The 16,443-nt window shown below is 42.2% G+C and carries 14 protein-coding genes; 7 read left to right on the top strand and 7 right to left on the bottom strand.

Features of this window, described 5'->3' with window-relative positions; translation table 11 throughout:
- Window positions 1–23: 23 nt before the first annotated feature.
- From ABNK31_RS01555 to ABNK31_RS01545, 3 genes are all read right to left on the bottom strand, one after another.
- Window positions 24–668: a DUF4903 family protein gene (locus ABNK31_RS01555; RefSeq protein WP_418893999.1), complete on the bottom strand. Its 645-nt coding sequence runs from the start codon at window positions 666–668 to the stop codon at window positions 24–26.
- Between the two features lie 145 nt (window positions 669–813).
- Entirely contained in the window at window positions 814–1,296 is a 483-nt protein-coding gene (locus ABNK31_RS01550; protein ID WP_418893998.1) for a calycin-like domain-containing protein, read from the bottom strand.
- Window positions 1,297–1,352: 56 nt separating this feature from the next.
- Window positions 1,353–2,828 (bottom strand): leucine-rich repeat domain-containing protein, encoded by a 1,476-nt coding sequence (locus ABNK31_RS01545; RefSeq protein ID WP_418893997.1) that lies wholly within the window; start codon window positions 2,826–2,828, stop codon window positions 1,353–1,355.
- A 351-nt stretch (window positions 2,829–3,179) separates the two neighbouring features.
- On the opposite strand from ABNK31_RS01545, the gene ABNK31_RS01540 reads away from it, so the two are divergent.
- A complete protein-coding gene (locus tag ABNK31_RS01540; protein ID WP_321579352.1) occupies window positions 3,180–3,659 on the top strand; it encodes a hypothetical protein in 480 nt (159 codons plus the stop codon).
- Window positions 3,660–4,544: 885 nt separating this feature from the next.
- On the opposite strand, the gene ABNK31_RS01535 is transcribed toward ABNK31_RS01540, so the two are convergent.
- The 4 genes from ABNK31_RS01535 to ABNK31_RS01520 form a co-directional block, all read right to left on the bottom strand.
- Window positions 4,545–4,952, bottom strand: coding sequence for a helix-turn-helix domain-containing protein (locus ABNK31_RS01535; protein ID WP_418895345.1), 408 nt, complete (start codon window positions 4,950–4,952; stop codon window positions 4,545–4,547).
- Between the two features lie 324 nt (window positions 4,953–5,276).
- A complete protein-coding gene (locus ABNK31_RS01530) occupies window positions 5,277–5,441 on the bottom strand; it encodes a hypothetical protein (protein WP_418893996.1) in 165 nt (54 codons plus the stop codon).
- Window positions 5,441–5,992, bottom strand: coding sequence for a Panacea domain-containing protein (locus tag ABNK31_RS01525; RefSeq protein ID WP_418893995.1), 552 nt, complete (start codon window positions 5,990–5,992; stop codon window positions 5,441–5,443). The genes ABNK31_RS01530 and ABNK31_RS01525 overlap by 1 nt, the downstream gene beginning before the upstream one ends.
- A gap of 134 nt (window positions 5,993–6,126) precedes the next feature.
- Window positions 6,127–6,582, bottom strand: coding sequence for a helix-turn-helix domain-containing protein (locus tag ABNK31_RS01520; RefSeq protein WP_418893994.1), 456 nt, complete (start codon window positions 6,580–6,582; stop codon window positions 6,127–6,129).
- Window positions 6,583–6,803: 221 nt separating this feature from the next.
- Between ABNK31_RS01520 and ABNK31_RS01515 the strand changes: the two genes are divergently transcribed.
- The 6 genes from ABNK31_RS01515 to ABNK31_RS01490 all read left to right on the top strand — a co-directional run bounded on the left by ABNK31_RS01515 (window position 6,804) and on the right by ABNK31_RS01490 (window position 16,421).
- The gene (locus tag ABNK31_RS01515; RefSeq protein WP_418893993.1) at window positions 6,804–9,767 is read left to right on the top strand and encodes a SusC/RagA family TonB-linked outer membrane protein; all 2,964 of its coding nucleotides are present in this window, start codon (window positions 6,804–6,806) and stop codon (window positions 9,765–9,767) included.
- A 27-nt stretch (window positions 9,768–9,794) separates the two neighbouring features.
- Complete coding sequence (locus tag ABNK31_RS01510) at window positions 9,795–11,438, top strand: RagB/SusD family nutrient uptake outer membrane protein (RefSeq protein WP_418893992.1); 1,644 nt, start codon at window positions 9,795–9,797, stop codon at window positions 11,436–11,438.
- A 237-nt stretch (window positions 11,439–11,675) separates the two neighbouring features.
- Window positions 11,676–12,548 carry an electron transfer flavoprotein subunit beta/FixA family protein gene (locus ABNK31_RS01505; protein ID WP_418893991.1) on the top strand — a complete coding sequence of 291 codons (873 nt, stop codon included), beginning with the start codon at window positions 11,676–11,678 and terminating at the stop codon, window positions 12,546–12,548.
- A gap of 7 nt (window positions 12,549–12,555) precedes the next feature.
- A complete protein-coding gene (locus ABNK31_RS01500) occupies window positions 12,556–13,575 on the top strand; it encodes an electron transfer flavoprotein subunit alpha/FixB family protein (protein WP_418893990.1) in 1,020 nt (339 codons plus the stop codon).
- Between the two features lie 6 nt (window positions 13,576–13,581).
- Entirely contained in the window at window positions 13,582–15,297 is a 1,716-nt protein-coding gene (locus tag ABNK31_RS01495) for an acyl-CoA dehydrogenase family protein (RefSeq protein ID WP_418893989.1), read from the top strand.
- A 173-nt stretch (window positions 15,298–15,470) separates the two neighbouring features.
- Complete coding sequence (locus ABNK31_RS01490) at window positions 15,471–16,421, top strand: PstS family phosphate ABC transporter substrate-binding protein (RefSeq protein WP_418893988.1); 951 nt, start codon at window positions 15,471–15,473, stop codon at window positions 16,419–16,421.
- The last annotated feature ends 22 nt before the right edge of the window (window positions 16,422–16,443 follow it).

The following is a 16,443-nucleotide window of genomic DNA, read 5'->3' as shown; positions in this document are numbered from 1 at the left end:
CTCGGAATATTATATCTTCCCGTTTACGACAAGCCATGCTCTTCCTTATATTTGGCAAGGTCTTTTTCGTATTGTTCGAACTCCTGTTCGAAGCGGTCGATGCGCGTCTTGTCGATCGTTTGCAGGAAGCATTCCGAACGGACGCTCATCATGTTATAATCCACAATGAAGTTGATCTGCTTGGTGTCCACATTAAAGTAACCTGTTATGCCGCTGCCCTTTACTGTATTAGAAGTACCGTTGCCTGCATTCTCTTCGCTGAACGTCTCACCGTCGTTTCCCTGAAATTTTATCCATCCGCTCCCTTTATAAGTATCTTTCTCGTATGTATTCAGTTGGATGAATTCAACGTCGCACCTGAAACTGACCGTCAAAGGCATCTTACCGACGCTGAAATTTTTGAGGGATACTTTCATCGTATTGTTATCCGGCCAGGTAAAATTGAACTTGGTGGGACAGCCGGCAGGAAGGAGCGTTTTGTTCACCCCATTCATCGTGGCATGCGTGCTGAGCACGATATCCTCCTGTAAAAATTCCCTTGCTTTTAGCACCAAGTCCTTCGCCGGCGGTTCCTTCGTAATTTTCTCGTCGGAAGAACAGGAGGTGAAAAACAGGCCGATTGCAGCAAGGCAATACGCTATATATATGAGTGATTTTATATGATTCATTTTTTTATTGATTGATTGTTGAGTTTTTGCACTATGTTTCCGATAGGGGTTGAAAAGAGAGGCCATGTCTTTATGCATGCCCTCTCTTAATGAAAGCGATCATGAATAAATCGCTTTACTCATTTAGCCGGCTTCGCCTTGCAACCTACAAAGCCGTTCCATTGAAATTCACAGTGGCAATGAAAGGAGCACCCTGATATTCGGCCTCCAATACATTAATCGTATACACCAATGTGTTAGCATCGTAAGCCGTTACGGTGATTTCCGCGCTGAAATAAATTGAGGTGCTAGAACCTTTAAATGTAAACCTTACCACATTTGAATAAGTCCTTGCAATGCCGTCGGCTATAACATTTTTGGCATCCACTTCAATGTAAGCCGGCATTCTGCCCACACTAAAATTCTCGATGAACAAGTCTACGTTGCTGCCCCGGGGCGTGGCCTCGGTAGTATGTTGGATGGAACTCGAGGATGTGCCCATTACTACGGACATTGTACCTTCATACGTTGTCGTAACTTGCACAGCATCTACTTCATTTACACCGGAACTTGCATTTTTTGCAAACGCATTTGGCATGGCTACTACTCCCAGTAAAACCATTGCCGACAAAGCAAATTTTTTGAACATAATAAAAAAATTAATAGATGATTAATAAATAGAAAAGCCTAAGCCCTTTATTGGTTTTATCCCTGCATTAAAGTACTCCACTCAATTGCGGCGAACGTTTTGCGGTATGACCGATAAGCGTCTCGTAGATAAAATAGATACTTGTCGCTATAGTCATCCGGATTATAGTCCGGATTCGGGAACCTGTATTTTGTAATGAATGCTTTGGTGGATTCCATATCGAATACATCTTGGGATACGGCAAAGAATACCTGATTATCAACGCTAAAATCCTGCAATATTTTTTTTGCTCCGTTAAAATAATATTTCAAATAGGGATAGGTTATATTGCATTTGGGTAATTGCATTAAATATAGATTCTGTGCGGCATATACGAATCCCAGGTCCAGTTCTTCCAATGCCGGCAGATCGCCTAACAATAATCCCCAGACAATCCCTTCAGCCTGTTTGGGGAACCGGATGGTTCTCAGGTTTTGGCAATGGGTAAGCGAAAGGGTATTGCCAATAGAACTTTCGATATCGCTCAATTTTTGATTGAAAACAAGGGTGTTGGACAAGTCTAGTTCGGTCAGATAGTCGTTATAGCCCATTGTTAAGGAAGCCAGGCTTGTCGCGCCGGACAAATCAACGCCGTCGGGGGTAGATACCGTGGAGAATAATATACCCTTTATATTCGCCCGGGGAACAAGGTAAGACACGGTGATCGGGGTTTCAGACGTATACCCGATAGAAACGTAAAAAGATTTATAATACGGATTGTTGATAAAATATTCAACGCCTTCAATGGACTTGATTTTGCCGATATCAGCAAACTGGTTGTCGTACCATAAATTTATATTATTTCCCGACTCGGCCAATGCCATGGGCTTGCTGATGTCTATCTGTGTGCCGTCGCCCGGAAAAAGGCTTGCGAACAGGGTTTTCAGATAAGTGCGGAAATATTGGTCGGGAATTTCGCGCAGCGTGGTATAGGGCTGCAATTTGCCTTTGGCGTCTTGCATTTGCATATCGGTAGACGCGCCGGCCTTCTCGTAGTAAGGCATCAGGTCTTCCACATTATATTTAGCCGCTTCGGGCAGGTAAAGCTTGGTGAAGGCGCGCAACACAGTGGTCTGTCGTTCGTCGTTTTCCACCTTTACATCGACCAGTCCTTCGAAATCGAACAGTTTATTTCCGGTCAGGTCGACGGCGGTAATCTGCGCCGGCAATGCGGAGAAATCGAACACCGGACCGTACCCGTTATCGGCCAGGATCAGTTCTTTCAGGTTGGGCAACGCTTCCAGCCCCGAGAAGTCGGCCAGTTTTGTGCCCGAGAGGTCGAGCGAGGTCGTGGCCGCCACTTTGTCGTCCTGCACCAGTTGCCCCGCTTCGTTAAACGTATATCCTTTCTGTTGCAAGATGCTTTTGAGCGCTGCATTGGTTATATCGATATTTTTCCAATCGGGCGTGTCATCATCGCCATCGCAAGAGAACAAGAATGCGCCCGACCCGAGAATAATAGTAACTAATAGGAATTGATAAAATTTTCTCATTTTTCTAAAACACTTTAATTAGGTAATATTTTTGTTTATGCAGATACAAAAATATCGAATTCATGTTACCCGTGAAATACCTAAAAGTAATGATTTTCTACACCTATCATCGTCTATTTTAGGGATATAATGTTAAATATCCGGGGAGAGCCGCCCATGAATCGCCCCATACAGGGCCGTTGAGTTTTCCGGTCGAGTTAAATAATTAAAAAACGAGGGATATACCATAACTTTTCTCGATCCAGATTGTTTTATAGGTGATCATTTATCATGATAGGTTTTTTATCGACGGCCCAAAAAAGGAAAGAAGAGCCGCCTTTCAGTAAATACCAAATTTAAACAGTTATAATTATGGGTACGATAACAAACTTAAACAACAAACATCTCGACGAAGCGCAACAAACTGAAGTCGACACCGCCTTAAAGGCATTGGAAGCCGCCCTTGCGCCGGTAGTAGTGAATCTCGAACCGAAGGACCGGTTAAAGTACGGAAGTATTAACGAGAGTAATAAACTGGTAGTAAACAAGACGTATGATTACCACAAAAACCAACCGGAATTGGATTCGCCCGATGTAGATTGGGTGGAATTTGAAAAAGATTACAAGAGCCGCGCTTTTCTGGAAAACATCATCAACCGCCTTCAAAGTTTGGAACGAGGAACGATCAACGCCAAAACGCTTCATGACTACGACAACCTTCAGTCAGCGCTGGTAGACCACGGCTACTGTTCTTACAAGGCAGGCACGGGCACACCCGGATTCGAAGAAAAAAATAACGAAGTAAGCCAGTTCTTTGCCCGAAGTGGTAAAACGATCGAAAAAAAATCATAAGCTGCATGATGATCCGCTGTACAGGCGTAATCCCGCCCGGAATACGGAGCGTGTTCCCCGCGGGTTTTTTTATGCCTTATCCGCCGGAGCCTGCCGGGCTATAGTGAGAAACTGTTTAAATTTCTTACGAAAGGCTCTCATTAAACTATTCTTCGCCTTCAAAAAGTTTCTTTTTTGTATTCTTCTTCCTCTTATTTGGCTCAAAATAGCCCGCTATTATCGCCAAAACGAGAAAGAACACTGCTAAAAAATAATTTTTTTTGAATCGCGAAAGAAATTTAAACAGTTTCTGAATATAAAAACGGGGATATTCCGGTTCATTACCCCAAATTATACGTTGGGGCCCTGAAATTTTACGTCCCGGAACGTATAATTTTACGTATAAAGGTTGAAACTTTAGGCAAAAAGGTGCAAATTTTACGTCCGGACATCCTAATTTCAGGGTTGGAGGTATGAACTTCAGCCTTCGAGCCCGAAATTTCAAACTCCGGACGTAAAACTTAAGGCGATTTGTTCAAAACTTCAAACTTTATACGTAAAATTTCAAACCCTATGCCCGAAGTTTTGGCCTGCCGGCGTAAAATTTCAGGCTGAACATTCCAAATTTCGGGCATCGAGCCTGAAAAGAGGGCCGTTCAACTTGAAACGCCTGCGTGTTTGCCGGTCGCTACAGTTTTTATCATCGGTCTGTAAGCATTTTGTAGCAAGCTACGTTCTTCATTGGAAACCTGCAAATGCATATCCATTTTTCTTTTTCATATAGCTGTCGGGAAATTCATTTTTTAAGAATAAAGAGCCAATAGTGATGTAAAGATACGCTTTTTTACATCTATTTATAAAAAACGTAGTTAACAAGCCTTTGATAAATCGTGTCTATCAGTTTGCCTACTCCTCTCTAGTCCCGATATTTGATTTATTCCTAATAAGTTCTTCTAACAAAGCATTCTTTTCCTGCTCCGATTTCAGCATCCGTTCATAGAGGGCCACCTTTTCTTCATATAATTGTACAATCCGTTCAATCGGATTATTGATTGGATAATTATTGATAACAGATGCAATTGAACTATCAGCAAAATTATTTGAAATAACATGAATCGCGTTTTCATCGGTAAAGTTTTTAATTGCTTCCGCCGGGATGTTCAACGCATTCGCCACTTTTTCCAACGTGTCATCATCCAAGTCGTCTTTATTCTCCAGGTTGGATACCGACTGTTGCGACAGTTGCAGCCTTTCCGCCAAATCCTCCTGTTTCACTCCCAGAATTTCACGCAAGCGCTTTACGTTATAACCGATATGTTTCCCGCTGACTTTATAAGTTGTTTACATAATTGTTTATTCTTCATTAAAATAAAGCTCTATTTCTTCGTCGGTTAATAAACCGGAGTTAATAATAGCCGACGTTACATTTGCTAAATCATCTTTGTCTAATTGGCCTTTGTACGAACAAGTATTATTGATAATCCAAGAGTGAATATTGGTCGTTTTGACAGGCAATACAGTTGAACAGCAAACAAAAGAAGTATGAGTTAGAAAACTATACTTATCTCCTTTAATTGGAACTTGTAAATTTAGAAGCTCTTGTTTTTTCGTTAGCGCCGGATGAATGTTTGAATTAATTTAAAAAGAACAAGTATATATTTTATCTTGACTTAATCCTGCAACGACAAAGAATTTAGGATGGTCGATTTCAGCAAACTTGTTTAAAAATACTGCGCCCCTTGATAAAGTTAACCTGAAAAGTTCTTCTCTTACTTTTTTGTCTAAATCATTCTTAATTTTCATTATTTACATAATGCGACAAGATCATTTTGTTCTTTTACATAATGAATAAAATCATCATCTCCGCCACTTTCCCGAATAATATCTTCAAATTTAATTTCTCTGTTCGCGGCCGTATTGCGCCAAGCATAATCGTGAGATTTCTCTTTTATTTCATCCCATGATAATTCGCCATACATTGCAAGCAATTGATCGATATGTTTTAAATCTGTTTTGGAGAGCTTGCGTAAGTCCGGCGCTTTATTTGCCTTAATAAAATCCCAGTCCATGACTGAAAAATAATCTTCAAACCCTTTTCCATATGATTTAAAATAACCGTCCCCTCTCACGGATTTGAATATATCGTAAAGGTTGGAAGGAACAGGGCCGTCAGTCATGGCAATATACGTATCTCCCGTAATGGATCTCCCATATTCATTTAAATGTTCCCTATCGGAAAAATAGAGGATTTTAAATATTTTATGAAAATCCTTTCGCCTTAACTTGCCCACGATATAAAGCACTGCATTCAGCGTCTTTTCTTCATTGAACGTTATGTTGTTAAATAATGACATCTAAAAATGGCTTTATTTCTTTTTTATTACAAGAGAGATAGCGCAAATGTATAAAATATTCCCGATACATTCAATAGTTTCGTACAATATTTAAGGCTGCCGTATGGATACAATGTTATTATAGCAACTTCTATTTATACAATCTTTTTTGTTCCGGCATCGGGTTTGTTCCTGACGAGTTCTTCCAGCAAAGCCGTTTTTTCCTGCTCCGATTTCAACATCCGTTCGTAAAGCGCGACTTTCTCTTCATACAGTTTCACCTTATCATCGTACAACTGCACAATTCGCTCAATCGGATTATTGATTGGATAATTATTGATCGAAGCATTGTCCGAAAAGGTATTGGATATAATGTGAATAGCTCCTTCATCTGTAAACTTTTTTATAGTTTCCGAAGGAATGTTCAACGCATCGGCTACTTTTTCCAATGTATCGTTATCTAATTCTTCTTTATTCTCCAGTTTCGATATCGACTGTTGCGATAGTTGCATCCTTTCTGCCAAATCCTCTTGTTTTACTCCCAGGATTTCACGCAAGCGCTTTACATTGTATCCTAAATGTGCTCTGTTAACCTCATAAGTAACTCCCATAATTGTTTTTATGCTATATGTTGATGCAAAATAATTTATTAGGATATTGCCGGGTACTTCCTCACATATCCTTAATCCACAAAAATACAAAAAAAAGGCATCCGATGTATTTTACCCTTAAGTATTTGAAGTTATACAACCATTTATAGTGAAATACACCTTTTTGACTTCTTATTTTTGCATGGTCACACAAAAATTAATTGATCTAAACAAATGAAAGAATGAAAAGAAAAATTTCAAATTTATCGAAAGTGTTTTTCTCCTTTTTATTATGGGCTATATCGTTAGGTGTATCGGCACAAAACCTTACCGTAACAGGAACGGTTACTGATACCAATGGGGAACCATTAATCGGAGTCTCCGTCCAGGTGCAAGGTACTACTGCCGGCACGATTACCGATAACGATGGTAATTTTGTCTTAGCGAATGTGCCATCGAATGCCATATTGAATGTATCGTATGTAGGCATGGTAACTCAAACGATACCGGTAGACGGAAGGAGCAATATGAATGTGATCTTACAAGAAGATACCGAATTATTGGAAGAACTCGTGGTTGTCGGTTACGGTACCATGAAACGGAAAGAAGTAACTTCTGCTGTAGAAACTATTCGGGCAGACAAGTTTAATCCTGGAGGATCGCGTAATGCGTTGGATCTGATACAAGGCAAGGTCGCAGGCTTAAATATGACCCGGACTCAAGGAAGCAATCCTAATTCAGGAATGGACATACAGTTACGGGGAGTTACTTCCCTTACAGGAACCAGAACTCCTTTAATCGTTATAGACGGAATACCTGGCGGAAATTTGGATTTGTTACAGCAGGATGATATTGAATCATTCAATATTCTGAAAGATGGTTCTGCGGCGGCAATCTATGGAACCCGGGGAAATGCCGGAGTTATTTTAATCACGACAAAAAAAGGAAAAGCAGGTGCTCCTGAATTTAATTATTCTACTTATTTGCAACATGAGAAAATCAATAATAAACCGGATATTTTATCGGCTTCTGATTTTAGAGATTTAATTAATCAGGGAATAATTAATGCCGATCAGGATTTTGGAGCTTCCACAGACTTGTTCGATGAATTAATCAATAAAGATAATCTTAGTCATTATCATAATTTCTCTGCTTCGGGGGGAACGGCAAATACGAATTACAGGGCTTCTTTTTTTTACAGTAAACTGGATGGAATTGCGAAAGAAAATTCCCGTGAGCAATTTGGAGGACGTATTAATGTCAATCAAAGAGGATTGCAAGATCGGTTAACCATGTCGTTGAATATTGCAACCAATTTTAATGATGCTAATTTACTGGGTGGTGGAACAGGAGATTTTGAACAGGCTATCCAACGAAATCCTACGGCGCCTCTTTATAACGAAGATGGCACCTTTTTCGAAACGGAGGCTTTCAATAACTATAATCCTATATCTCGTTTAGCAAACCGCCTTTCCAAAAGAAATCAGCAGACAACATCCGCCGATCTTCGTTTACAGCTACAATTATTGGAGAATTGGTCGGTCGCAGCTTTTGGTTCTTATGATCGGAACACCTATAATAACCGTTATTACCGTTCTTCAAAAGATTGGGAGAACCGTGTCGGAACAGATTATCAGGGAATGGGATATGCCTCTAAGGAAAATTATCTGGATTGGAGAAAAACATTCGAAATGACAACTGATTACCGGAAAACATTTAATCATACGCATACCATCACGGCAATGGCGGGGTATAGTTACCAATATTATACGTTTGAAAAGTTTAATGTCAACAATAACGGTTTTACTACGGATGCTTTCGAGGACTGGAATTTGGGTGCGGGAAGCGCCATCAACAATACAAAATTGCCACGTCCCGGAATGGGTAGCGAAAAACAGGATAATACGCTGGTAGCTTTCTTTGGTAGAATCAATTACTCGTATGCCGATAAATATCATTTACAGGGAATTTTACGTCACGAAGGTTCTTCACGTTTCGGGGCCAATCATAAATGGGGTAATTTTCCGGCTGTATCAGCAGGGTGGACCATCAGTGAAGAAGAATTTATGAAAGGAATATCTGCTATCGACGATTTGAAATTGCGCATCGGATATGGCATAACGGGAAATCAGGGAATTGATAATTATCAGTCTTTGGTAACTTTAGGAACAGGCGGGGTATATCCTCAGGATGGGGTTTATTACCAAACATATGGAGCGGCCCGCAATCCGAATCCAAATCTGCGGTGGGAACAGAAAGCCGAGTTGAATTTCGGGCTGGATTTCTCTATTTTAAAGAGAAGAATTACAGGGTCTATCGATATCTATAACCGGAATACAAAAGACTTGTTGTATAGATATAATGCTCAACAACCTCCTTATGTACGAGACCAAATATATACCAATGTAGGAACATTAAAAAATTCAGGGATAGAATTTCAAATTTCGGCAATAGCTGTCCAACAAAAAGATTTTAATTGGAATATCGATTTTGCGGCAAATACACAAAGTAATAAGCTGACGAAACTCTCAAGTGATGTATTTAAAGCCAACTGGCTCTCCTTTTATGGACTTCCTTCGCCCGGTAATTTAGGCGACGCCTTCAGGTTGGAGGAAGGCGGTTCGGTAGGAAATTTCTACGGTAAACGTTTTGCCGGATTTACCGAAGAAGGCAAATGGTTATTTTATAAAAAAGACGGCTCTACAGGGTCGGCAACGGATTTGAGTGATGATGACCTGACTATTATCGGAAATGGCGTTCCAAAATTCCAAGCTTCTCTTACCAATACCTTTGTATATAAGAATTTCGACCTGACGTTTATGTTCCGGGGTAAATTCGGTTTTGATATTCTCAATCTGAAAGAACTGTACTTCGGCAATAAAAAATGGCTTCCTAATAACTTGCTGAAGAGTGCTGTTACGAAACATAATGAATTGGATGACGATCCTCAATATTCCGATTATTATCTCGAAAACGGCAATTTTGTCAAATTGGATAATCTTACGTTGGGGTATAATTTTAAGCTCAACACTCCTTATATCCGGAATTTAAGGGTATATCTTACCGGAAGGAACTTATTTACCATCACGGGATATAAAGGAACCGATCCGGAAGTGCAGGATACCGGTTTTGAAGCAGGTGTGGAAAAAAGAGATTATTATCCTCTTACACAATCGTGGTCAATAGGATTAAATGTTGGATTTTAATGTAGAATTTAGAAAAAAATAGATGATATGAAAAATAGAATATATAAAAGCTCTGTTTTTATAATTATAATAATGCTTTTCCTCGGAGTAAACAGTTGTACAAATCTGGATGAAACCATCTATACGGAATTGAATAAGTCGAATTTTTATAATAATAAAACGGAAGTATTGCAAGCTGCGCTTAGGCCTTTTACGCATATGCAGGCATGGATGGCTCCTACCGGACAAAACGGTTATTATTATCACGCAGAATTATCGGCCGACCAGTTGGCATGGCCTCAAAAGGGAAAACATGGTTACGACAGTGGCGACCATTTTCGCCAGCATTATCACACATGGACAGCCAATGAAGGACGTATGCGCAATGCCTGGACTTTAATATGGACGGGGTTAGGATATGTAAACGCGGCCATTATGGATTTAGAGGGAATTGACAATAAATCTATCGATATTTCCGATACGGAAATGGCGGCTATTTTGGGTGAATTGTATGTTTTGAGGGCCTTCCATTATATGAAAATCATGGAATTGTGGGGAAATGCTCCTATTATTACAACAGTAGGAGAACCTCTTAATCCTCCGACACAGTCGAAAGCTGAAATTTTCAATTTTATTAAAACAGAATTAGAAACTCATGTCCCGAAGCTCCTTCCTTACTCAAAAGAATTGGTGGGCCGTGTTTCACAGACGGCAGGGTATGCCATGCTGGCGGAATTATATCTGAATGCCGAATACTTTATCGGTACGCCCATGTATGATGAATGTATTGCTGCGTGTGATAAAATTATTAGCGGTCAAGCAGGAGGTCTCGGGGGAAAACCGGAGTTGGCATCCGATTTACTGGACACATTCTCCAATACGAATAAAGATGCGAAAGAAGCATTGTTCCAGTTTGCATTCAGCAGATTAGGAGGATTTACGTTCGGGTGGGACGGATTCCTTATGGGATATTCGAATATGAGTTATGCATTGGGCGTAGGTTATTCGGGTTGGAATGCTTTTGTAGTTATACCCTCCGCTTTTGACGCCTACCAGGAAAATGATCTGCGTAAACAACAATGGTTTTTATTTGGTCCACAATATAATATTTTGGATGGAAAACCTATTTTGGGAACCGAAGAATATAATGGAAAACCTTTTGTGTATGTCAATTCGATTCGTAGGGAAAGTGAAGGAGATTTGACAAGCGAAGGAGGTATGGATCAAGGAGAGGAAAATAGCGGAGCTCGTTTCAATAAATATAAAAGTGGTACAATAGAGGATGATAATTATTGGGAAAACCATTATATGCTTTATCGCCTGACCGAAATTTACTTTAACAAGGCGGAAGCTCTTATGCGCAAGAACGGAGGAGTGGCAACACAAGAAGCGGTCGATTTGATCAATGCTTGCAGAAAGCGCGCCTTTAAAGAGGCTGATTGGGAAAAGGCGAAATATACAACTTCTACTTTGACAATGGATGAATTACTTGCCGAGCGTGGACGGGAATTTATTTTTGAAGGAAAGCGACGGGAAGATTTGATCCGTTTTGGAAAATTCACAACGGCTAGTTGGTGGGATCATAAACCCACAAATGATAAAAACCGTGAGATTTATCCAATTCCCCATACTCAATTAGCTGCTAATCCTAATTTAATTCAGAATCCGGGATATGAAGATAGTGGAAATTAAGAGTGCTATATAATAGCAGGTGGCATTTTGTAAACAGACGTTCTTAGAGTATAAGGACGTCTGTTTTAATCTTTATTGAGGTGGGTGTTCCAAGCGGCGCCCTCGATTCTATCAATCACTTATCAACCTAAAGACCTCCCTATACCCATAAATCTCCAGCAAAAATAATACAGCCGTTAAAAATTTTGCGTATATTTGCTGCACTCAAAAAATACGTATAAAAACATATAAGAAAACATGGCTTTTAACATTATTGTGTTGGCGAAGCAAGTGCCTGATACGCGAAATATCGGGAAGGATGCGATGAAAGCCGACGGAACTGTCAATAGAGGGGCCTTGCCCGCTATTTTTAATCCTGAAGACCTCAATGCGCTCGAACAGGCATTAGGCATAAAAGACCGGTATCCCGGTTCCACGATCACCATGCTCACCATGGGGCCCGGTCGCGCGGCTGACATTCTGCGCGAAGGTCTCTTCAGGGGAGCGGACGACGGTGTATTGCTCACCGACCGAGCTTTTGCTGGTGCCGATACGCTGGCCACTTCATACGCTTTATCGACGGCTGTACGGAAAATAGGTAAATACGATCTGATTATCTGCGGCCGCCAGGCTATTGATGGCGATACGGCACAAGTAGGGCCGCAAGTCGCGGAAAAGTTGAACATCCCTCAAGTTACCTATGCCGAGGAAATAGAAGAAATCAATAACGGTAAGGCGCGGGTGAAACGACGTCTCGAAAATGGGGTGGAAACGGTAGAAAGTCCGTTACCTCTGCTTGTTACGGTAAACGGTTCGGCGCGTACCTGCCGCCCACGAAATGCGAAACTGCTGCTAAAGTTCAAACATGCCAAAACGGTCACGGAGCGCCAAGCCGAAAACATCGATTACATCGACATTTACAGCACCCGTCCTTATCTGAATCTCACAGAATGGGGGGTCGCCGACGTGGATGCAGACATCGATCTTTGCGGCCTGTCGGGCTCGCCTACAAAGGTGAAGAAAATCGAAAATGTCGTCTTCCAAACCAAAGAAAGCAAGCACCTGAGCGGTTCCGATGATGAAATCGAACAGCTCATGATAGAACTAATCGCTAATCACACAATCGGATAACAGAATTATGAACAATATTATCGTATATATAGAAACGGATGAGGGCGCCGTAGCCGACGTGAGTCTCGAACTGCTGACCAAAGGACGCTCGCTGGCCGATCAGCTCGGTTGTAAACTCGAAGCCGTCGCTATCGGAAACCATCTGGGCGAAGTAGGCAAACAGGTTTTCCCTTACGGTGTCGACGCGCTGCATATTTTCAACGATGCGCGCCTGTCGCCCTACACCACCCTCCCACACACGTCCATATTGGTTAATCTCTTTAAGCAAATCAAGCCTCAGATATGCCTGATGGGCGCGACGATCATCGGACGCGACCTCGGGCCCCGAGTATCCTCCTCGCTGGGTAGCGGCCTCACCGCCGACTGTACTTCGCTGGAGATAGGCGATCATGAAGATAGAAAGGCGGGAAAGACCTATAAGAATCTGCTTTATCAAATCCGCCCCGCTTTCGGAGGCAACATCGTGGCATGGATCATCAACCCCGACCATCGTCCTCAAATGGCGACCGTGCGCGAGGGTGTGATGAAAAAAGAAGTGCTCGACCCGCTTTACAAAGGCGAAATTGTGGAGCATGACGTAAATGACTATGTGAATGCCGACGATTTTGCGGTGGCCGTCATTGAACGGCATATCGAAAAATCGAAAGTCAATATTAAAAATGCGCCCATCATCATTGCCGGAGGCTATGGAGTGGGATCGAAAGAGAACTTCGACTTGCTTTACGACTTGGCCGATGTGCTGGGTGGCGAAGTGGGAGCTTCGCGCGCCGCTGTCGATGCGGGATTTGCCGAGCACGAGCGCCAAATCGGGCAAACGGGGGTCACCGTGCGTCCCAAACTGTACATCGCCTGCGGTATCTCCGGGCAAATACAGCATGTTGCCGGAATGCAGGACAGCTCCATCATTATTTCCATTAATAACGATGCCAATGCGCCCATCAATACGATGGCCGATTATGTCATTACCGGCGAAGTGGAAACGGTGATTCCTAAAATGATTAAGTATTATAAAAAGAATAGCAAGTAAAAAAGTATGAATTATTATATTGACACCCCGCAGTTCAGGCATCATCTTCAGCACCCGCTGATGAAGCGTATTGTCGAACTGAAGGAAAGAAATTATACAGACAAAGACAACTATGAGTATGCGCCCATAGACTTTGAAGACACCATGGACAGTTACGATAAAGTACTCGAGGTGGTCGGCGAAATCTGTGCCGAAATCATCGAACCCAATGCCGAAGCGGTCGACCAAAGCGGCCCTACCATCCACGATGGCCGCGTAACATACGCCGAACCTACTCGTCGCAATCTCGAAGCCTTGAACAAGGCTGAACTGATGGGTATGGGACTGCATCGCAAATACGGAGGACTCAATTTTTCGATGGTTCCTTATATGATGTCGGCCGACATGGTGAGCCGCGCCGACGCCAGCTTCCAAAACATCTGGATGTTGCAGGATTGCGGCGAAACCATCTATGAATTTGCCGAAGAACAGCAGAAAGATAAATATCTGCCTCGCATCGTGAAAGGCGAAACCATGTCGATGGATCTCACCGAGCCCGATGCAGGATCGGACTTGCAGGCCGTCATGCTCAAGGCTTCTTACAATGAAACAGAAGGGCAATGGTATCTCAACGGGGTAAAACGCTTCATCACAAATGGCGATGCCGATATCCATCTCGTGTTGGCGCGTTCGGAAGAAGGCACTAAAGATGCGCGCGGATTATCGATGTTCGTTTATGATAAAAAACAGGGAGGCGTTACCGTACGCCGCATCGAAAATAAAATGGGTATCAAGGGCGCTCCCACTTGCGAATTGGTATTTAAGAATGCCAAAGCCGAGCTGATCGGCACCCGCCGCATGGGACTGATTCGCTATGTGATGTCGCTCATGAACGGCGCTCGTTTGGGTATCATGGCGCAATCCGTCGGGCTCTCCGACGCTGCTTACCGAGAAGCATACAACTACGCCATCGAACGCCGGCAGTTCGGCAAACCGATCATCGAGTTTCCGGCTGTATATGAAATGATTGCGAACATACGCGCCAAGACCGATGCTTCCCGAACCATGCTCTACGAAACCGCTCGCTTTGTGGATATGTACAAAACGCTCGAGGACATCTCGAAGGAACGCAAACTCACTCCTGAAGAGCGCACCGAAATGAAGCATTATTCGCGCTTGGCCGACGCCTTCACACCGCTCGGAAAAGGAATGACGAGCGAGTATGCCAATCAGAATGCGTACGACGCCATCCAGGTGCACGGCGGATCGGGATATATGAAAGATTACAAGTGCGAACGGCTCTATCGCGACGCGCGTATCACGAATATCTACGAAGGAACGACCCAATTGCAGGTTGTTGCAGCCATCCGCCACGTCACCACCGGAACGTATTTGCAACAAATCAGGGAATACGAAAAGGAAGTGGTTGTACCCGAACTGGAGCCATTAAAAAGGGCCCTTTCGAAGATGGCGCAAATGTATGAGAAGTTGGTGGAATTGGTTACAACTCCCAAAGATGAAGATTATCTCGATTTCCACGCACGCCGTTTGGTGGAATGTGCAGGACATATCATTATGGGGCATTTGCTGTTGCAGGATGCCAACCGGAATCCCGAGTTATTTCGCCGTTCCGCCGAAGTATATATTCATTACGGACAAGTTGAGGTGATTAAAAACTATAATTCGGTCACAAAATCACGCATTGAAGATATGGGTTATTATAAACTCATGCCTGAAAAGTAATTTTTTCCATTCATAATTTTAATTTTTGCGGGGCTGCCGGTTTATCCGGTTGCCCCGTTTTATTTTCAGTACTTGTTAAAGAGAAGAAATGATGCAGCGTTTTTTCAAAAAAAACATCTCTATAAATGTAGGCGTTCAACAACTTACTAATTTCTATCTATAAAAAAAGGGTTATGAAAACGATTCTAAAGTTATTTCTCTTGCTTGTGCCTTTATTTGTTTTTTCCTGCGAAAAAGAAACCAATAAACCCTCAGTCACTATTGAAGGAATTACGACGGAAAATTATCCCCGTGTCGATGGCTCCACTTCGACGGCGCCTCTGCAAACGATTATTGCCTGCGAACTGTTGAATTGCCGTTATGAGTGGCAACATTTGTTATATGCCTATTTCACCTGGGAAATAAAACCGAACTACGACGATGTTCCCCGTAGTTTTTTTGAAGAACGGATAAAGACTTCGCAAACGCACCAGTCTTTCATCAATTTAATCGATAAAAAGGCTGATTTTATTCTTACCCATAGGCGAATATCGGACGACGAGAAAGAGTATGCCATCAAGGCTGGGGTTACATTAACCGAAACTCCGATAGCGCACGATGCTTTTATCTTTATTATTAATGAGAAAAATCCTGTTCAAACACTTACCCATAAGCAGATTCAGGATATTTATATGGGAAAAATAACCAATTGGAAACAGGTTGGCGGCAATGACTTGCCGATTAAACCGTATGTGCGCAATCAAAACTCAGGCAGTCAGGAACTCATGGAATCCATTGTGATGAAAGGATTACACATGCCGGAATGGAGTGAAGAACGCGAACTCTCAAGCATGATGCTGGCTTTCTCTCAGGTTCGTTCAGAAGAAAATGCCATTTGCTACACGGTATATTATTATAAGGAACAAATTGTAAGGGATGCCGAGCGTGTAAAAACCTTGTCGGTAAATGGAATTTATCCCGATAAGAGTAGCCTTTCAAAGCAAACTTACCCGTATATGGCGGATGTATATGCCGTCATCCGTTCGGATTTGGATAAATCTTCCTATGCCTACAAACTCTATGATTTACTTCAAACAAAAGCGGGTAAAAGCATAATTGCACGAAGCGGATACATTCCCAACTAACAATAAGAACAATTTAAAATAT

Source organism: Limibacterium fermenti (genome assembly GCF_041902845.1).
In the GTDB taxonomy this organism is placed as follows: Bacteria; Bacteroidota; Bacteroidia; order Bacteroidales; family Dysgonomonadaceae; genus Limibacterium; species Limibacterium fermenti.
This window is presented reverse-complemented; position numbering and strand designations above follow the sequence as displayed.